Source organism: Actinomadura sp. WAC 06369 (assembly GCF_003947565.1).
GTDB classification, from domain to species: domain Bacteria; phylum Actinomycetota; class Actinomycetes; order Streptosporangiales; family Streptosporangiaceae; genus Spirillospora; species Spirillospora rifamycini.
On record NZ_QHJN01000162.1, the window covers coordinates 1 to 17,942 of the forward strand.

At 75.0% G+C, this 17,942-nt stretch carries 20 protein-coding genes and 1 other RNA gene; 5 read left to right on the top strand and 16 right to left on the bottom strand.

The features are described from left to right. Positions 1 to 281: 281 nt before the first annotated feature. The 8 genes from DMH08_RS41210 to DMH08_RS31835 form a co-directional block, all read right to left on the bottom strand. Entirely contained in the window at positions 282 to 554 is a 273-nt protein-coding gene (locus DMH08_RS41210; RefSeq protein ID WP_199748102.1) for an HNH endonuclease, read from the bottom strand. 85 nt (positions 555 to 639) lie between these two features. Continuing rightward, the gene (locus DMH08_RS31805; RefSeq protein ID WP_125619671.1) at positions 640 to 1,479 is read right to left on the bottom strand and encodes a phage major capsid protein; all 840 of its coding nucleotides are present in this window, start codon (positions 1,477 to 1,479) and stop codon (positions 640 to 642) included. Positions 1,480 to 1,613: 134 nt separating this feature from the next. Further along, positions 1,614 to 2,075: a hypothetical protein gene (locus DMH08_RS31810; protein WP_125619673.1), complete on the bottom strand. Its 462-nt coding sequence runs from the start codon at positions 2,073 to 2,075 to the stop codon at positions 1,614 to 1,616. 17 nt (positions 2,076 to 2,092) lie between these two features. Beyond that, entirely contained in the window at positions 2,093 to 2,365 is a 273-nt protein-coding gene (locus DMH08_RS31815; RefSeq protein WP_125619675.1) for a hypothetical protein, read from the bottom strand. Continuing rightward, positions 2,362 to 2,571, bottom strand: coding sequence for a hypothetical protein (locus tag DMH08_RS31820; protein WP_125619677.1), 210 nt, complete (start codon positions 2,569 to 2,571; stop codon positions 2,362 to 2,364). Before DMH08_RS31820 ends, DMH08_RS31815 begins: the two co-directional genes overlap by 4 nt. Before the next feature lie 61 nt (positions 2,572 to 2,632). Further along, entirely contained in the window at positions 2,633 to 4,165 is a 1,533-nt protein-coding gene (locus tag DMH08_RS31825) for an AAA family ATPase (RefSeq protein WP_158642422.1), read from the bottom strand. Next, positions 4,162 to 4,413, bottom strand: a complete 252-nt coding sequence (locus tag DMH08_RS31830; protein ID WP_125619681.1) for a hypothetical protein — start codon at positions 4,411 to 4,413, stop codon at positions 4,162 to 4,164. Before DMH08_RS31830 ends, DMH08_RS31825 begins: the two co-directional genes overlap by 4 nt. Beyond that, positions 4,410 to 4,604, bottom strand: a complete 195-nt coding sequence (locus tag DMH08_RS31835) for a helix-turn-helix transcriptional regulator (protein ID WP_125619683.1) — start codon at positions 4,602 to 4,604, stop codon at positions 4,410 to 4,412. The genes DMH08_RS31830 and DMH08_RS31835 overlap by 4 nt, the downstream gene beginning before the upstream one ends. Before the next feature lie 131 nt (positions 4,605 to 4,735). Here DMH08_RS31835 and DMH08_RS31840 point away from each other — a divergent pair, with 131 nt between their 5' ends. Then, positions 4,736 to 5,281: a helix-turn-helix domain-containing protein gene (locus tag DMH08_RS31840; protein ID WP_158642423.1), complete on the top strand. Its 546-nt coding sequence runs from the start codon at positions 4,736 to 4,738 to the stop codon at positions 5,279 to 5,281. Then, entirely contained in the window at positions 5,268 to 6,458 is a 1,191-nt protein-coding gene (locus DMH08_RS31845; RefSeq protein WP_125619687.1) for a tyrosine-type recombinase/integrase, read from the top strand. The genes DMH08_RS31840 and DMH08_RS31845 overlap by 14 nt, the downstream gene beginning before the upstream one ends. Before the next feature lie 30 nt (positions 6,459 to 6,488). Here the strand turns inward: DMH08_RS31845 and rnpB are convergent. From rnpB to DMH08_RS31865, 4 genes are all read right to left on the bottom strand, one after another. Beyond that, an RNA gene (gene rnpB, locus DMH08_RS31850) (RNase P RNA component class A) lies at positions 6,489 to 6,880 on the bottom strand. A gap of 66 nt (positions 6,881 to 6,946) precedes the next feature. After that, positions 6,947 to 8,035, bottom strand: a complete 1,089-nt coding sequence (locus DMH08_RS31855) for a bifunctional RNase H/acid phosphatase (RefSeq protein WP_026400679.1) — start codon at positions 8,033 to 8,035, stop codon at positions 6,947 to 6,949. After that, the gene (locus DMH08_RS31860) at positions 8,032 to 8,775 is read right to left on the bottom strand and encodes a zinc ribbon domain-containing protein (RefSeq protein ID WP_026400680.1); all 744 of its coding nucleotides are present in this window, start codon (positions 8,773 to 8,775) and stop codon (positions 8,032 to 8,034) included. The genes DMH08_RS31855 and DMH08_RS31860 overlap by 4 nt, the downstream gene beginning before the upstream one ends. After that, positions 8,772 to 9,587 carry a Nif3-like dinuclear metal center hexameric protein gene (locus DMH08_RS31865; RefSeq protein ID WP_233617926.1) on the bottom strand — a complete coding sequence of 272 codons (816 nt, stop codon included), beginning with the start codon at positions 9,585 to 9,587 and terminating at the stop codon, positions 8,772 to 8,774. The genes DMH08_RS31860 and DMH08_RS31865 overlap by 4 nt, the downstream gene beginning before the upstream one ends. Before the next feature lie 111 nt (positions 9,588 to 9,698). On the opposite strand from DMH08_RS31865, the gene DMH08_RS31870 reads away from it, so the two are divergent. The 3 genes from DMH08_RS31870 to DMH08_RS31880 are packed head-to-tail and all read left to right on the top strand — an operon-like array spanning position 9,699 to position 11,065. Then, positions 9,699 to 10,223 (top strand): pyridoxamine 5'-phosphate oxidase family protein, encoded by a 525-nt coding sequence (locus DMH08_RS31870; RefSeq protein ID WP_026400682.1) that lies wholly within the window; start codon positions 9,699 to 9,701, stop codon positions 10,221 to 10,223. Between the two features lie 45 nt (positions 10,224 to 10,268). Further along, positions 10,269 to 10,637 carry a DUF6191 domain-containing protein gene (locus DMH08_RS31875; protein WP_026400683.1) on the top strand — a complete coding sequence of 123 codons (369 nt, stop codon included), beginning with the start codon at positions 10,269 to 10,271 and terminating at the stop codon, positions 10,635 to 10,637. Between the two features lie 38 nt (positions 10,638 to 10,675). Continuing rightward, positions 10,676 to 11,065, top strand: coding sequence for a hypothetical protein (locus DMH08_RS31880; RefSeq protein ID WP_125619691.1), 390 nt, complete (start codon positions 10,676 to 10,678; stop codon positions 11,063 to 11,065). A gap of 28 nt (positions 11,066 to 11,093) precedes the next feature. On the opposite strand, the gene DMH08_RS31885 is transcribed toward DMH08_RS31880, so the two are convergent. From DMH08_RS31885 to DMH08_RS31900, 4 genes are all read right to left on the bottom strand, one after another. Next, positions 11,094 to 12,323, bottom strand: coding sequence for a glycosyltransferase (locus DMH08_RS31885; RefSeq protein WP_084549740.1), 1,230 nt, complete (start codon positions 12,321 to 12,323; stop codon positions 11,094 to 11,096). A gap of 138 nt (positions 12,324 to 12,461) precedes the next feature. Next, positions 12,462 to 12,845, bottom strand: coding sequence for a phosphopantetheine-binding protein (locus DMH08_RS31890; protein ID WP_125619693.1), 384 nt, complete (start codon positions 12,843 to 12,845; stop codon positions 12,462 to 12,464). After that, positions 12,842 to 17,248: a beta-ketoacyl synthase N-terminal-like domain-containing protein gene (locus tag DMH08_RS31895; protein ID WP_125619695.1), complete on the bottom strand. Its 4,407-nt coding sequence runs from the start codon at positions 17,246 to 17,248 to the stop codon at positions 12,842 to 12,844. The genes DMH08_RS31890 and DMH08_RS31895 overlap by 4 nt, the downstream gene beginning before the upstream one ends. Next, positions 17,245 to 17,942, bottom strand: a 698-nt coding sequence (locus tag DMH08_RS31900; protein ID WP_125619696.1) for an SDR family oxidoreductase, incomplete at its 5' end; no start/stop codon positions are given. The genes DMH08_RS31900 and DMH08_RS31895, both read right to left, overlap by 4 nt.

Consider the following 17,942-nt stretch of genomic DNA (forward strand, 5'->3'; position numbering starts at 1 on the left):
CCCCACTGCCCGCCGCCCGGGACGGTCACCGTGTCGCCCCCCCCCCCCCCCCGGGGGTCCCCCTCCCCCTCCCGCGGCTGCTCCCCTAGCAAAGCGGGCCACTCCCCCCCCGCCGTCCGTCCCCACGGGGTCGACGAGGCCGTGGGGGGGGTCGTCGCTCCCGCAGAGGCTCCCCTCGCCGCCTGTGGATACGAACCCTGTGTGTGAGAGGGCCGCTTTGCTGAGGAGACTCGCCCTGGACAGGGGAGGGTAACCCTGGGTGGGGGTGTGGGTGCACTGAGTCACCACTCCCGGGAGGTGGGCAGTGGGTTGACCGGATCGGTTCGGTTCCCTCGTCGCGAGTTGCACGACCGGTGCGCCGCGCGCATCTTTCCCAGCAGGCGCCCGCCCTTGGACAGTGGGGTGAGGTGGTCGGCGGTCCAGCTCATGGGGTCGCGGTAGTCGAGCGTGCGGTCGATCCATGCGCCGCAGATCCAGCACGTGTCTTCGCGCTTGCGCAGCCTCTTGGTCTTCTCTCGGTAGGCGCGGTGGTTGCGCCTCTGCTTCTCCGGCATGGTCGTCTCCCGCGTGCTGTGAGGTGGTGCCCGCCCGCCGGGCCCCGAGAGAGGTAGTGGCCGGCGGGCGGGAGCGTGTGCGTCCTTACGGGGCGGTGAGGCTGATCTTGATCACGGACGCCGGGTGCGGGAACGCGAACCCGACGCGCATGGTGGCGCGGACGCCGATGCGGTCGGAGCTGAAGTAGGCGCTGGAGTCGACGGCGAGCGTGGTTCCCTCGCGCAGGACGGTCATCACGAAGTTGCGGTCATAGCCCCAGATCGTTCCGGCGGTGACCTTGGGCGAGACCCACAGCGGGACGCCCTGGACGGTGCGGCGGGTCGGCATGGTCGGGTCGCTGCCGAGGAGCGGCTTGTTGCTGCCGGTCCCCTCCTTGAGGGTGGACAGCGCGAGCGCGTCGGTGGGGTTGGCGACGAACGCGGTGAGGGTGGCGCCCTCCTGCTCGGCGAGGCTGATCGCGTGGGCGAACGGGTCGGCGTCGGCCCATGCGGCGCCGGCGTCGACCTCGGGCGCGGTGGTGAGGCTGCCGAGTCCGGGCGGGGCGGGGGCGGCGAGGTTGCCGAAGAACGCGGCGTCGACCTGCTTGGCGATGTCGCGGGCGAGTCCCTGCCCGACGATCTGTGCGGCGGCGGGTGAGGAGTCGTCGGCCAGCTCGCGGGAGATGATGGTGAGTCCGGCGACCTTGGCGGGCTTGACGACTTCCTCGTCGAGGGTGGCGTCGCTCGGGGTGATCTCGGCGCCCTCGGCGGTCCACGCGGCGGTGGGGTCCTCGGCGACGATCGGGACGCGGAACTGCTCGCCGGAGATGGTGACGGGCGACGTGGTCTGGAACGCGACGCTCTCGGCCTGGACGGGCTGGACGATGAGCCGGCCGACCTGCTCGGGCAGAAACGCGCGGTTGGCGTTGGATCGCAGCATGGCCATGTGGGCACTCCGAAGGGTTGATCACGGGTTGGTGATCGCGGAGCCGCGGGCTCTACGCGAGTGCCCTCCGGGGGCGTCGTGAGCGACCGGCCGACAACCGGGCCGGGGACGGCCGCTCACCGACGATCATACCGTCACAGGTCCCGGAACAGCTCGGCCCAGGTGCTGCCGGGCTTGGCGGTGTTGGTGGGCGTGCGGCCCTCCTGGGGGACGTAGGCGCCGTCGAACATGAGGGGGTTGAGCCCGAACTTCTCGACGGTGCCGCGCCACGCGTCGGCGACCTTGCCGGGGTCGACGTCGCCGTTGTCGTCGAGGAGGTCGGCGACGGTGACGCCGGACTCCCACAGGCCGGCGGCCTTGCCGCGGTAGTCGGTTTCGATGATCCGGTCGACCGTCTGACGCTGCAGCGCCTCGACCCGCTCGCGGAGCTGGTCGCGTTCGCCCTCGACCTCGCGGAGCTGCCTGCGGTACTTGGCGGCCTCGCGGTTGCCCTTCCCGCCCTGCTCGCTCTCCTCGGCCTCCTGCTCGCCCTCGACGGCGGGGGTCTCCTCCGGGGCGGTGGGGGCGTCGTCGGCCGTGGTGGTCTGCTCGTCCATGTTCCTGTTCTCCTTGGTCATGCCGCCGCGGGGCGGGCGAGGGTGTGCGCGGCCGCGCAGAACGGGCTGCCGCTGTCGCGGTGGATCCACATGAAGTTGGGGGCGTTCGCGGTCATCTCGCCGAGAGTGGTGAGCGCGATGTGCTCGCCGCACTGCCCGCACCGGTCCGGGGGCTGCCCGGCAAGGATCTCGGCGACCATCGCGGCGGCGAGCGCACGCAGCTCGGCGCGCTTGCGCTCGTCGGCCTCGGTGAGGATGCGCTCAATAGCGGCATCGACCTCGTTGGTCATGCGGTTCTCCTCTCGGTCGTGAGGACGAGTCGGGGGCGTGCCGCCCCGTACAGGCGGGCGCCGCCGAGGTAGGCCCATGTCCCGCCGTGGTCGACGCGGGACGACCGGCAGGCGAGCAGGACATGACCGCGCGCGGTCAGCAGTAGGCCGGCGGCGCCGTGCCGTCCCCAGCGGACGGTTCCGTCCGGCAGACGGACCCAACTCATGAGCGGTCCTCCGTCGCCGCGAAGGGAGCACGAAGGGAGCGAAGAGCGCAGGGTTCTGGAGTCATGCTCCCTTCGCTCCCTTCGTGCTCCCTTCGGTGTGAACCTTCGCCCACACCCACCCGGAGCCGAAGGCCGCCTTGCGCGACTCGACCCCGGCCCGGTTCTTCGCGCGCTTGAGCGTGTCCTTGGAGAACCCGGCCGCCGTGCCCGCCTTCATGACGTCGTTGGCGGGGGCCTCGCCCTGCGCGGTGATGTACTCGTCCAGCCATGCGGCCGCCTCGTCCCGCTCACTGCGCTCGTCGGGGTCGGTGCGGTCGCCGAGGATCTGCGCAACGCTGCGGTCGCTTTGGCCGTCGAAGACGAACCGTCCGACCTCGGCGGTGCCCTCGGTCGTCTCGACCTTCGCCGAGACGATCCGGTACGCCAGCGACGGAAGGTCCCCGATACCGAGAGAGTTCTTCGTCTGTGTCATCACGCGGGTCCCGTCGTCGGGATCGCAGGCGAACCCGAAGATGGCGCGCGGGACGTTCTTGAACGCCCCGGACCCGGTGATGAGCGACGAGGCGTCCGTCCCGGTCCCCTTGTTGAAGTGGGCGATGCCCAGGACGACGGCGCTGGTGCGGTCGGCGAGCCGGGCGAGCGGGTCCAGTGCCTTGCGCACGTCCCGTTCCCGGTGGGTGTCGATCGTCCCGCCGATGGTGGACATCAGCGGGTCCAGGACGACGAGCCCGACCCCGTGCTTGGTGATGACGCTCTCCAGCTCGGCGAGGTCGTGCGGGAGACTCAGCGTGGTCGTCTCGCCCTCGTCCACCACCGCTTCGGCCCGGTACACCCGGTCAAGGTCGGCGCCGGCGGCGATGAGTCGCGGGACGAGCGTGTGCGACCACGAGTCCTCGACGGCGACGTAGACGACTTGCCGGGGCTGCCCGTACAGCGTGCCGGGCAGGGTGCCGCGCGTGATCTCGGAGGCGAGCCAGATCCCGAAGGACGACTTGCCGGTCCCTTCCCGCCCGGCGGCGCTGATGAGCGAGCCCGCGGGGATGCGGCCGTGCCCGTCGTCCTCCCACGCCCACACCACCGGCCGCGGCTGGATCTGCGACGCCGGGGTCAGCCGGATCCGTCCACCGGGCCGCGCGTCCGGGTGCCGCGCGCGGGAGACGTCCGCGGCGAACTCCTCCAGCGCGTCACCGGTCTCCCGCTCCGGGTTCTCGAGCTTCTGCAGGAGGCGCATCGCGGCCTGGACGGCGCGGCGCCGCTCGGCGAGTTTGGCGACGATCCCGGCATGGTGGGTCGCCTGCCCGACCGCGACGAGCGACTCGTTCACCTCGACCAGGTACCGGATGCCGCCCGCGTCGCCGAGACGGCCGGACGCCTGGAGATGGTCGCGGAGGCTGATCAGGTCGGTCGGCTTCTCCATCGTGGCGAGCTCGACCAACGCCCAGAACATGGTGCGGTGCTGCTCGCGGAGGAAGTCGTCCGGCCCGGCGAGGATCTCGGCGACCTCAAGCGCGACTTTCGGCGAGGCTATGCACGCGCCGAGGACGGCCCGCTCGGCGTCAACGTCGGCGATAAGGGGACGGTCGAGTCCGTTCACCACCACCGCCTACGGATGAGGGCACGGCGGACGTGCGCGGGCGGGAGCGGCGTGACGCCGTGCTCCCGGAGGTGCCAGCACGCGGACGCCCATGCGCGCAGGGCGTTCGGCCGAGTGTCGTTGAGGTCGGCGACGTTGAACCGCCGGGCGCCGGGGCGCCGTACGATGGACACGACGTTGCCGCTTGCCCGCTGCTCGTCCCTCGCGCCCCCGGCCTCGTCCCCGGGGGCGCTCTCGTTGGTCGTCATGCCGCCTCGCCTCCGCCGTCGGCGTAGCGTGCGTTCTCCCACGCGATGACGTCGGCGAGGCGGTAGCGGATGTGGCGGCCGATCTTCAGTCGCCGGGGGGCGGTGCCGCGGCTGTTCCACTGATAGACGGTCTCCAGCGGCACGCCCTCACGCTCGGCGAGATCCTCGGGGGTGAGGTGCTTCTCGTTCACTTGCTCTCCCGTGTTCGTCGAATCAACGAATCTCTTCGTTGATCTGCCAAACGTTGGGGACAGTGTGACTGCAGCCGTGGATACTCGTCAACTTCACCCCTAGACTCGTTGATATGACGAATCCATCTGAGGTGAAGACACCCAGCGACATCGTGGGGGCCCGGGTTCGCGCCGTTCGTCAGCGGCGAGGATGGACCGCGGCGCAACTCGCCGAACGATGCACCGAGCATGGCGCCCCCGAGATCACGGCGTCGGTCGTCACCGACCTGGAAACCGGACGACGGGACAAGGACACCAAGCGGAGGCGGCGCAACATCACCGTTGACGAACTGCTCGCCCTCGCCTGCGCCCTCGACGTCGCCCCCGTGCATCTGCTCGTCCCCACGGACGGCAACGACCCGTATCTCGTGACGCACGACCGATTCGTCCGGCCGGCGCGCGCTCGCGAGTGGGTCCGCGGGCGGCACCCGCTCCCCTGGTCTGACCCTCGACTCTTCTTCTCCGAGGTGCCCGCGGAGGAGTGGGAGCCCCCCGAGATGACGCAAGAGCAGATGGACCGGCAGGGGCGCATGAGCGAGATCCGGCGCGAAGTGCTGGACCGGGGCCCCGGACGACGCACCATGTCTGGTGGCGTGATCGGCCCCGACGGCGAGGAGATCCCCGATGAGGGTTCGTGACCTGTGGCACTCCGAGGTGCCCGACCCGGACGACCCGGAGGGCAAGCGGCGCATCAAGGTCCAGACGCCCAAGCACCCGGATCGCGGCGGGAACCCGAAGGCGAAGCGGTGGCTTGCGTGCTGGGACGGCCCGGACGGTAAGGAGAAGACGAAGGCGTTCGCGGTCAAGGCGCACGCCACGGCGCACGCGACCGCGCAGGAGGCCGACCGGCTCCGGGGCGTCTATGTCGACCACAAGCTCGGCCGCACCCTCCTACGCGACTACGCCGAGAAGAAGTGGCTCCCTGCCCAGGTGCACCTACGGCCCAACTCGGCCGGCACCTACGCGAGCCACCTCCGTACGCACGTGCTCCCGATGTTCGGCGGGAAGCGACTCGGGGACTTGCAGCGCTCGGACGCGAAGGCGTTCGTGGCCCTGCTGGCGGACAAGCTCGCGCCGTCGACCGTGCACACCGTGTTCGCCGTCCTGCGGTCGCTCATGCAGTCCGCCGTGGACGACGGGATGATCGGCGCGAACCCGTGCGCACGAGTGCCGCTCCCCCGCGTCGAGTCGAGGGTCATCGACCCGATGTCGCCCGCGGACGTCCTTGCCCTGGCCGACGCCATCACCGAGCGGTATCGCGTCACGGTGTGGCTCGGCGCCGGGCTCGGCATGCGCGAGGGTGAGGCGCTGGGCCTGACGGTCGCGCGGGTCGACTTCCTCCGCCGCCTGGTCCACGTCCACGAGCAGGCTCAGAACGGGAAGCTTGCGCCGCTGAAGACGAAGGCGTCGAAGCGGACCGTCCCGGCCGATGACCTGATCCTCGCCGAGATCACGCGACACATGCAGCGGCCCGGATGGCAGGCCGGCCCCGAGGGTGTGCTTGTGACGAACCGGTGCCGCCGGATCGTCCGGCGAGGGTCGTTCGGCGACTGCTGGCGTGAGGCTGTCGAGAAGGCCGGGCTCCCGAAGGGCACCCGGTTCCACGACCTCCGCCACTTCTACGCGTCCGGGCTCATCCGGGCGAACCTGAACCCGAAGGTCGTCCAGTCTCGGCTAGGGCACGCCACGATGGCCGAGACGTGGGACACCTACGGCCATCTCTTCCCGGACGACGCCGAGATCGGCCGCGGCGCGATCGAGAGCCTTCTCGGTTCCGCTTCCCCGGAACCACGGCGGAACTCGGAGGGGTCGTGACCGCTCCGCTGCAGGTGAGAAGGCCGGGGGTGGACGAGTCGGCCTGTAAGCCGGGTTTTGTGCCCGCCGCGAGGGGCGGCGGGTGACGGCCATCCATCTCGGGCCGCCGTTGCCGACGGCCTCCAGCGGTCTACCCGCAGGCTCGGGCGGGCCGCCCTCGGACGCCTGCGCGGGGATCCTGCCGGATCCCCTTCTTGACCTTGCTCCGGGTGGGGTTTACCTAGCCGCCCACGTCACCGTGGGCGCTGGTGAGCTCTTACCTCACCGTTTCACCCTTACCACCGGCGGACCGGTGGCGGTCTGCTTTCTGTGGCACTGTCCCGCGGGTCGCCCCGGGTCGGCGTTACCGACCACCCTGCCCTGTGGAGCCCGGACTTTCCTCGACGGGGATCGCTCCCCGACGCGGCCGTCCGGCCGGCTCGTCCACCGCACCCAAGGATAGACCGTCCGCGGCGCCCGGACGGCAGGCGGGCGGCGGGCCCGGAGGGTCAGCGGTTCGCGTGGTGGGCGTCGTTGAAGGTGCGGAGGGTGGCGGGGCCGTCGTCGTACCAGTCGATGGTCGTCAGGGACGCGACGTCGAGGTGCATGCGGTAGATCGCGGGCATCGGGGCGCCGAGGGCCTCGCGGACGAGCAGCTTGATCGGCGTGACGTGGGAGACGACGAGGACGGTCTGGTGGCGGGCGCGGACCTTGAGCTTGTCGAGGGCCGTGCGGACGCGGCGGGACACGGCGGCGAAGCTCTCGCCGCCGGGCGGGGCGGCCTCGGGGTCGGCGAGCCAGGCGCGCAGTTCGGCGGGGTGGCGGTCGCGGGCCTCGGCGAACGTGAGGCCCTCCCAGGCGCCGAAGTCGGTCTCGCGGAAGCCGTCCTCGACGCGGACGTCCAGGCCGGTGACGGCGGCGACCTCGGCGGCGGTGTCGCGGCAGCGCGCGAGGGGCGAGGTGACGATCGCGTCGAGGCCGCGGTCCTTGAGGGCGAGGGCGGCCGAGCGGGCCTGGGCGAGGCCGGTGGCGGTCAGCGGGACGTCGCCGACGCCGGCGAACCGCTTGTCGACGGAGTACGGCGTCTCGCCGTGCCGCAGGAGGACCGTGGTGGTGGGGGTGGTGGACGGCGGGACGGGCGGGGGTTCGGGCTCCGGCGGCGCGGCGGGCGTCCACTGCTCGCCGCGGGCGGCGGCGTCCATGGCCTCGTTGGCGAGGCGGTCGGCGTGCGCGTTGCGGTTGCGCGGGATCCAGCCGTAGGAGACGGCGCCGAGGTCCTCCGCGAGGCGGCGGGCCCGGGTGGCGAGGGGGATCATGTCCGGGTGCTTGATCTTCCAGCGGCCGGACATCTGCTCGACGACGAGCTTGGAGTCCATCCGGACGTCCACGCGGGCGTCCGGGTCGATCGAGGCGGCGGCGGTCAGCCCGGCGATGAGGCCCCGGTACTCGGCGACGTTGTTGGTCGCCTTCCCGATGGCCTCGGCGGTCTCGGCGAGGACCTCGCCGGTGAGGGCGTCGCGGACGACGGCCCCGTACCCGGCGGGTCCCGGGTTGCCGCGGGAGCCGCCGTCCGCCTCGACGACCAGTTTCCGGCTCACAGGCCCGACTCGGGGGTGCGGACGAGGATGCGGCGGCACTCCTCGCAGCGGACGACCTCGTCCTCGGCGGCGGCGCGGATGCGGTTGAGGTCCACGGTGTTCAGGGCGAGGTGGCAGCCCTGGCAGGAGCCGCGGAACAGCTTGGCGGCGCCGACGCCGCCGAACTGGGCGCGCAGCTTCTCGTAGAGGGCGAGGAGGTCGTCGGGGACGTCCTTGGCGACGGCCGTGCGGGCGGTGGTGGTCGTGCCGGCCTCGCCGTCGATCTCGCGCTGCGCCGCGTCGCGGCGGGCGGTGAGGTCGGCGAACTCCTGCTGGGCCGCGGCCTGCTCGGCGCGCAGCTCGCCGACGCGGGTCTCGGCGGCCTCGCCGCGCTCCATGATCTCCAGGACGACCTCTTCCAGGTCGGACTGGCGGCGCTGCAGGGACGCGATCTCGGTCTGGAGGCTGCTGAGGTCCTTCGCGGACGTCACCTGGCCGGAGTCGAGGCGCTTCTGGTCGCGCTCGGCGCGGGTGCGGACCTGGTCGACGTCCTGTTCGGCCTTCTTCTGCTCCCGCTGCAGGTCGCCGGCCTCGGTCTCGGCCGCCACGATCGCGTCGCGCAGCTCGGCGAGGCGGCTCTCGGCCCGCTCGATCTCGGCCAGCTCCGGCAGGGTGCGGCGGCGGTGCGCCAACCGGTCCAGCGAGCTGTCGAGCTCCTGCAGGTCGATGAGGCGAAGCTGGGCTTGCGGTGCGGCTTTCACTGTGCTCCTTCGTCGTGGAGGCGCCACGCGTCGGTGACGAGCGTGGACACCCGGGTCTGCAACGCGCCCCCGGCGGCGGCGCGGAGGCGCTGTTCCGCGTCGGCCAGCCACGGCCACTCGGTGGCCCAGTGCGCGGCGTCGATCAGCGCGGGGCCGGCGTGCTCGGCGAACTCCGACGCGGGGTGGTGCCGCAGGTCGGCGGTCAGGTAGACGTCGACGCCCGCGGCGCGCGCGGTGTCGAGCAGCGAGTCGCCGGCGCCGCCGCACACCGCGACCGTCCGGACGGGACGGTCGGGGTCGCCGGCGGCGCGCACGCCCCAGGCGGTGGACGGCAGCCCCGCGGCGACGCGGGCGGTGAACGCGCGGAGCGCGACCGGCTCGGCGAGGTCCCCGATCCGGCCGAGCCCGCGGCGGGGGTCGTCGGCGGCGGGGACCATCGGGCGCAGGTCGCCGGTGAGCCCGACGGCGCGGGCGAGGGCGTCCGACACGCCCGGGTCGGCCACGTCGGCGTTGGTGTGCGCGGTGTACAGCGCGGTCCCGTTCCGGATCATCCGGTGGATCATCCGGCCCTTGGGGGTGGTCGCCGCGACCGAGTGGACGCCGCGCAGCAGCAGCGGATGGTGCGTGACCACCAGGTCGGCGTTCCAGCCGAGGGCTTCGTCGGTGACGGCGGCGACGGGGTCGACGGCGAACAGCACCCGCTCGACGTCCTGGTCGGGGTCGCCGCAGACGAGTCCGACGGCGTCCCAGGACTCCGCCCACGCCGGCGGGTAGAGCTCCTCGAGGGCCGCGATGACATGGGAAAGACGCACGTTCCGCAGGCTACCGCGCCGGGACGCCCCGCCGCGGTCACCGGACATCGCCACGGGAGGGTCGCGTCTGAAACGATACGTGGGCAGTGCCCGCACCGGAGGGAGAACGTCATGTCGGCTTCCGACGCCCAGTCGGAACCGGAACCCACGGCAGAACGTCCGTACATGCCGGGCTACGGCATCCGGGGTCCGCACGAGGGGAGCGGCCTGCTCCCGTGGTCCTGGGCCGTGGAGCGGATGCGGGCGGCGCGCAACTTCTGGCTGTGCACGGTCCGCCCGGACGGGCGGCCGCACGCGATGCCGGTCTGGGGCGCGTGGTCCGGGGAGGCGCTGATGTTCAGCAGCGCCGTCCCGTCCCGGAAGATGGTGAACCTGCGGGCCAATCCGGACGTGGTGGTGACCACCGAGGCGGCCGAGAACCCGGTCGTGATCGAGGGGCGGGCCGAGGTCGTCACCGAGCCGAGGACGCTCCAGCGGTTCATCGACCTGGTGAACAGCAAGTACGCCACCCGCTATCGTGTGGACTTCCTGGACCCGGAGGTGAACGCGACCGTCGCGGTGCGGCCTCAGCGGGCGTTCGGGTTGCGTCAGGGGGATTTCACCGGTTCTCCCACCCGGTGGAGGTTCACGCCCTGAGTCGTCGCCGGGATTTATCTGGCCATTCATCGCGTTGGAGAGTGTGTGAAGTCACCCTTTCGCCGCCGTAAGCGCGTCAAGGGCCGCCCGCTGGGCAACCGGCCCGAACCCGCCGAGCCCGAAGTCGTCGACTGGCCCCACGAGGGGACCGGCAAGACGTCCCTGATGGGCGCCATCCGCGGTGACGGCGAGACCGGCGCCGGGTTCGGCGGCGCCATGTTCGACGAGCTCGGCGCCATGTTCGAAGGCTCCCGGAAGGTCAAGCAGGAGGAGCAGGAGCGGCAGCGCCTGCTCCGGGAGGACGACCACAAGCAGGCGGGCTCCGGGCGCGACGACCTCGACTCGGGCAAGATCCGCATCCGCCGCACGCCGCCCGGCGAGCCGGGTCCCGCCGGGCCGCCGGCCCCGGAGTAGATCGAACACGCTTTCGACGCGGGGGTATCCTGGGCGGGGTGAGCAGCTCCGTTCCGCCGGGCTGGCCCGTGCAGGTGCACCCGCCGGGCACCGAGCGCTTCGAGGACACCGCGCTGGCCTGGCTGCTGGACCTCGTCCCGCCCGAGTACCGGCGGTACGGCGTGCTGCGCCGCTACCCGCCGGTGCTGGCGCGGATGGCGCGGCACCACGTCGACGCGTCCGTCGAGGCGGCCCGCGAGGGCTACCGGACGGCCCGCGTCGACCTCGGCGCGGTCGTCCCGCCGCACGGCATCGAGGCCGTCCTGGAGGCGTACCGGCGCGAGGGCGCCCGGCTGGTCGAGCTGCGGCGCGCGGTCGGGCTGGTCGAGGCGGCCCTGCAGAACCGGGCGGGCCCCGCCGCGACCGGCGGGGGTCCCGTCCCCGGCTGACGGCCGGGCCGCCCGGGGCGGCCCCCGGTCAGGCGAGCTTCTCCAGGCGGTCGGCGGCCTCGGCCATGCCCCCGGCGGCGGCGAACGAGTCGCGGACGCGCGCGGCGGCGTCCCGGTACGCCGGGTCGGTGAGGACCTCGCCGAGCGCGGTGCGCAGCTCGCCGGGCGTGACCCGCGCGAACCGGACCGGGATCCCGGCGCCGGCCCGCTCGACCTGCCCGGCGACCACCGGTTCGTCGTCCCGCGCCGGTGCGAGCACCATCGGCACCCCCGCCGCGAGCGACTCGCCGACGGTGTCGGACGCGCCGCGGCAGACGACCGCCGACATCCGCTCCAGCAGCTTGACCTGCGGGACGTGCTCGCGGACCAGGACGTTCGGCGGCGGGTCGGCGATCGTGCCGGGCGGCGCGACGAGCACCGCCTGGACGTCCAGGTCCCGGACGGCGTCGGCGGCGGCGCGCAGGAACCGCGCCTCCGCCGGGCCGGTGGGCGTTCCGGGCGCGACCAGGACGGCGGGACGCCCGTCCAGGCGCTCCCACGGGAACGCGCCGGCGGCGGGACGGCCCGGCGCGGGGCCGACGAACGCGAAGTGGTCGGGGAAGAACGAGACGTCCCCGACGAGCGCGCCGGTCGAGAACACCAGCACCAGATGGTCGGAGAACCGCAGGTCGAGCACGTCCTCGATGCCGTGGTCGAACTGGAAGTCGCCGATCTGGTCGCGCACCCACCGCTCCAGGAGCGGCGTCCCGGCGAGGGGGCGGGCGAACTCGGCGGGCGACGTCGCCGCCGTCGCCCACGGCAGCCCGCGCAGCCGCGCCGCGACGGGCCCGGCGAGGACCTGCTGGTCGCAGATCAGCGCGTCCGGGCGGAACCGGTCGATCGCCGCGTCGACGCCGGGCAGCATCGCGTGGCCGAGCGGGACGACGACGTCCTCCCAGTGGGAGCGGAGCGCGGCGGGGCCGCGCAGCCGCGCCCGCCCCTCGCGGGTCTCGCGCAGGTGGGCGGTGCACGCGTCGTCGGCGGCGGAGTAGATCCGGGAGCCGGGGCGCAGCAGCGGTTCGAGGACGGCGCGGTCGCCCGTCCAGGCGACCTTGTGGCCGCGCCCGGCGAGTTCGGCGGCGAGCGCGGCGGTCGGGGCGACGTGCCGGGCGACGGGCGGCACCGCGAACAGGAAGCGGCGCTTGGGCGTTTCGGCGCGGATCCCCTGCTCGCCGAGTAGGGACGGGACCTGCATGCGGCGGGCGCGGCGGGCGCTCATCGGGCGCCTCCCGTCCGGGGCGTGCGGATCGGCCGGGGCATCGTGACCTCCAGGTGGTCGGGGGCCCCCGCGCGCGGCGGGGCCGGGGCGTTCGGGCGAGCGGTGCCCGGAGCGGTGCTCGGGGCGGGCGGGGGCGGGTCAGCCATCGGCGTCCTCCCCGGCCGGGGCGTGCCGCGCCACGGCGATGTGCCGGGCGAGGTCGGCGACGGTGAGGTCCGCGAACTCGTCGACGTCCAGGTCGGCGACGATCTCGCTGAGGTCGACCCGGTCGCCGTGCCGGGCGCGGATCCGGCCGGCGAGGGCGGCGAACTCGATGCTCTCCAGGCCGATGTCCTCGAAGAAGGTGCTGCCGGGGCCGATCGGCGCGTCCGGCGGCTCCGCGCCGAGCACGACGACGAGGTCGTCGGTCAGCACGCGGACGACCTCGTCCACCTCGGCCTCGTCCACCTCCGCACCGGTCTCCGCGTCGGGCCCGTCCTCCGGCGCGCGCTCGGGCGCCTCGGCGTCGAACTCGTTCGTCATGTGGTGCACTCCTCCGTGTCGGGGGCGTCGTCGACCGTCCAGGCGACGACGTGTCCGTCGATCTCGCGGGTCTCGACCGTGGTGAGCGTCCCGTCCCCGGCGAGCAGCAGCCGGCGGGGATCGGACGCGGCGACGACCAGGGCGGACCGGTCCGCGGCGGGCAGCGCCCGCAGCACGGCCTGCTTCGCCGCGCGGACCCGGCCGTCCCCGTCGTGCACGGCGAGCCCGATGCCCGCCGGTGCGCCGCCGGGACGGACGAGCGCCACGCCCAGCTCGTCGTCGGACGCGATGCGGACGGTCAGCGGCTCGTCGAACGGGCCGGTGACGGCGTCGCCGGGCCCGACCGCCAGCTCGGCGGGGAACAGCGGGCCGTGCCCGTCCCGCCAGAGGCGGTCGCGGACGGCGTCCTTGGCGGCGATCCGGCCGAGCAGCCACGCCCCCCGCTCGGCCTCCGGGAGCCGCTCGTACTCGGCGCGCTCGGCGGCGCGCAGGTACCGGCGCATGAGCAGGTCGCGGGACGCGGCGCCGCGCCAGCGGCGCCGCGCGAGGCACCAGCCGCCGGGCTGCGGCTCGCCCGTCCCGGACACCTCGGGCGTGAACCTCATGCGCCAGAGGGCCTCGTCGGTGTAGAAGCGGCGGGCGGTCCAGCCGTCGAGGCGCGCCCACACCGTCCCGTCGGGCCGCACGAGTTCGGCGTCGCAGCACACGGTCGTGTCGGTGAGGGACGTGTTCCACACGGTCGCCGCGAGCGCCTCCCCGTCGGGCGGCCGCGGCCCGTAGAGGGAGACCGTGTCGACGCCCGTCGGTACGACGGTCTGGTCGGCGTCGCCGTAGACCTGCATCCAGTGGGCGCACAGCTGCCCGGCGGCCTCCACGAGGGCGCCGGGCGCGGGCAGGGACGTCAGGACGCCGCGGGCGCCGTCCTCGGCCAGCGCGGTGATCTCGGCGATGCCCCGGAACCGCGGGCCGTGGAACATCCACCGCTCCTCGTAGAGCCGGGCGGCGGACACGATGGGCGGGTTCTCCACGGTCAGCGCCGTGCCGTCCGGGCGCGGCGGCGCCGGGTGGCGGTCGGCGAGCAGGACGGTGCCCTCGGCGTGCCCGGCGACGACGATCCGGACGCGGCGGACGCCGCGCGGGGCGTCCGGCCGCCGGGACGCGCGGATCTCGGCGGTCGTGGGCGGCGCGGCCACGAGCCGGCGGACGGCGCGGACGTCCTCGAGGCCGATGACGGCGAGGCCGGGGAGCAGCTCGCGGGCGGTGTCCGCCATGACCTCCAGCAGGGTGCCGAGCGGGACGACGGGGAATCGGTCCGACATGTCGGGCCACCCGGGGGCCTGCGGGACGACGCAGTGGTCGTGCAGGAACGGCATCGCGTCGAGGGAGAAGACCCGGGAGACGACGAGGTCGGCCGGTTCCGCCGCGCCGCCGTCCGCGGCGCCGCCGTCCGGCTCGGGGTCCGCGAACGCTCTGCCCTCCTCGGAGCCCGCGCCCGTCCGGCCCGGATCGGCGTCGCGGAGCCCGCTCGATCCCCCATCATCGCAGGTCTCGGCGCCCGCCTCGCTCCGGGCGTCCGCGCCGGACGGGTCGTCGCCGGTGCGTCCGGCGGGCTCGTCGAGGGCCACGCCGCCGTCCGCGGGGTCGGGCGGCGCGGCGCCCAGGGCGTCCGCGACCGACTGCGCGCCGGCCGCCGCGTCGTTGAGGAGCGCCTCCAGCTCGGCGATGATCGGGTCGTCGTCCGGCAGCGGCGGGATCGACGGGGCGAGGCGGACGGGCGGCACGGCCCCGGCCAGCCGGACGATCGGCGTGCCCAGCTCCAGCCGCATCCCCGACCGGGGCGGCGCCGCCGGGGACGCGCCGTATCCCTCGGCCCACAGGGCGGCCACGACGCGCCGCAGCTGCGCCGTCCCGTCCCGCTCGGGGACGGTCGCGGCCAGCGCGAGGTGCTCGCGGTCGCCGAGCCGGTCCCCGACCAGGCCGGTGAGCCCGCCGGGCCCGACCTGCACGAACGCCCGCACGTGCGCGGCGCCGTACAGCTCCTCGATCAGCTCGCTGAACCGGACCGGCTCCAGCAGGTGCCGGACGGCCAGCTCGCGGACCGCGCCGGGCGTGCGGGGGAACGGCGCGACGGTCGTCGCCGACCACACCGGCACGCGCGGTTCGCGGACGTCCAGCGCGTCGAACGCGTGCCGCAGCGCCTTCTCCCGCGCCTCCGCGTGCGGGGTGTGCAGGCCGAGCCCGAGGGGCAGCTCCCGGCCGAGGACGCCCTCCGACTCGAGCCGTTCGAGCACGTCCCGCACGTCCCGCGCCGGGCCGCAGACCACCGACCGGTGCGGGCCGTTGTCGTGGCTGACGAACACGCCGGGGCGGCTCCCGGCGGCCTCCTCGGCGCGGGCGGCCCCGCACCCGAGCGCGCCGTACACGAGGTCCGAGCCGTCCGGTCCGAGGGCGGCCGGGAGGGCCGCCGCGCCGTCCGCGTCCCACATCCCCGCGGCGACCAGCGCGGCCCACTCCCCCGGGCCGTGCCCCGCCGCCACGTCCGGCTCGACGCCCGCCTCGGCGAGCGCGGCCGCCAGCAGCGTCCCCACGGCCAGGACGTCCGCCGCGCGCCCGGCCGTGTCGGCGCGGCCGGTCAGGACCGGTTCGGGGAGGCCGAAGCGCGCCGCGACGTCCGCGACGCGCGGGGCGAAGGCGGGCTCGAACCCGGGGAACAGGAACGCGACGCGGCCGCCGTCGGCGAGCAGCGGCCGCGGCGCGAACCACACGTCGCTGCGGCCGCGCCACGGCGTCCCGCGCTGCACGACGGCCCGCGCCAGATCGAGGCGGCGCGGCGTCGGCGCCACGACCGCCACCCGGCACGGCAGGTCGGGGACGTCCCCGTGCGCCCCCGCGAGCAGCTCGTCGTCGGGGGCCTCCAGCGCCGCCGCGAGCTCGCCGGCGGTGCGGGCCGCGATCCGCAGCACCGCCTCCTCGGCGCCCGGCGGCTCGATCCGCCGCCGCGCGCGCCGCACCCGCGCCCGTCCGGACGGCGCCTCCTCCAGGACGACGTGCGCGTTCGCGCCGCCGTACCCGAACGCGTTCACCGCGGCGCGCCGCGGCGCACCGCCCCACTCGGCCGTCGCCCGCACGGGGCGGAGCCGGCCGCCGTCGAGCGCCGGATGCGGGTCGTCCACGTGCAGGGTCGGCGGCAGGACCCCGTCGCGCAGCGCGAACGCCGCCTTGATCAGCCCGGCGATCCCCGCGGCGGGCATCGCGTGCCCGATCATCGACTTGACCGTGCCGAGGCCGATCGGCGGCCCGTCCGTCCCGAACACCCGGCGCAGCGTCGCGAGCTCCGCCTCGTCCCCGGCGGGCGCCCCGGTGCCGTGCGCCTCCACGAGCCCGACCGCGCCGGGCGCCGCCGGGTCGAGGCCCGCGTCCCGCCAGGCCCGCTCCACCGCCCGCACCTGCCCGTCCACCAGCGGGCTCAGGATCCCCGCCGCGCGCCCGCCGCTCGCCGACCCCGCCCCGACGATCACCGCGTGCACCCGGTCGCCGTCCCGCTCGGCGTCCGCCAGCCGCTTCAGCAGCACCGCCCCGGCGCCCTCGGCCAGCAGCGTCCCGTCCGCCGCGCGGTCGAACGGGCGGATCGTCCCGCTCGGGCTCAGCGCGCGCAGCCGGCTGAACGCGCTCCACACCGTCGGGTGATGCCCCACGTGCACCGCGCCCGCCAGCATCGCGTCCGCCTCGCCCCGCCGCAGCGCCCGCACCGCGTGCTCCACCGCCACCAGCGCCGACGCGCACGCCGCGTCCACCGTGTACGCGGGGCCGCGCAGGTCGAACCGCTCCGCGACGCGCGCCGCCGCCGAACCCGCCGGCACGTCCGGGCCGTCCGGTCCGAGCCGCGCGCGGAACGCCCGGCGGATCTCCGCCAGCCGCTCCGCGCCGAGCTCCGGCACCAGCTCGGCCAGCACCCCGGTGAGCTGGTGCGCCGTCATGACCCGCTGGTGGGCGCGCGCCGCGCCGGGCGTCAGGTGCCCGCCCCGGCCGAGGACGACGCCGACCCGCTCGCGGTCCGGGAACCGGTCGTCGCCGCCCGCGTCCGCGACCGCCTCCGCCGCCGTGCGCAGCGCCAGCAGCCGGTCGGGCTCCATCGCCGCCACCGCCGCGGGCTCGATCCCGAACCGCTCCGGGTCGAACGTCGCGACATCGTCCACGAAACCGCCCCGGCGGCAGTAGAAGCGGTCGTCGTCCGGACGGCCGTACGCGCCGGGGTCGTAGAACAGCGCGGGGTCCCACCGGCCGGGCGGCACGTCGGTGATCGCGTCGAACCCGGCGAGCACGTTGCGCCACAGCTCCGCCGCCGACCCGGCGCCGGGGAACACCGCCCCGGCGCCGACGATCGCGATCGGCTCCTCCGTCACCGGACCGGCCCCGCGAACACCACCCGGGCCTCGTCGCCGCGCGCGATCTCGCGGAACAGCGCCGCCACCGCGGGGTCGCCGTCCAGCGGCGGCGCCAGGTCGGCGACGAGCACCCGCCCCCGCAGCCGCGCGCGCCACCCTCGGGCCAGCGCCTCGCAGGCGTCGTCGGCGGCCGCGCGGTCCGCGGGCACCCGGCCCCCGGCGGCGGCCCCCAGCACGACGAGGAACCCGACGTCCGGCCGGACCGCCGCCGCGAGCGCCGCCGCCCCGTCGACCTTCGTCCGGTACGCCCGCTCGAACGACTCGGGCGACTTGTCCCGGACGAGCCGGTCCTCGGCGATCCCCGCGCCGTGCACGACACCGTCCAGGCGCCCGTGCCGCGCGTACACCTCCTCGACGACGTTCCGGACGAACCTCGCATCACGCACGTCCCCCGCGTGGTAGCGGACCGACGCGGCCCGCACCCGCAGCGCGTCCAGGTTCTCCTGGACCTCCCGCTCCGCGAGGATCCGCCGGATCGTCTCCTCGATCTCCTCCGGCCCGCGCGTCCCGTCCGCGACCAGCGCGCGCCGCAGCGCCCGCACCGCGTGCTCCACCGCCACCAGCGCCGACGCGCACGCCGCGTCCACCGTGTACGCGGGGCCGCGCAGGTCGAACCGCTCCGCGACGCGCGCCGCCGCCGAACCCGCCGGCA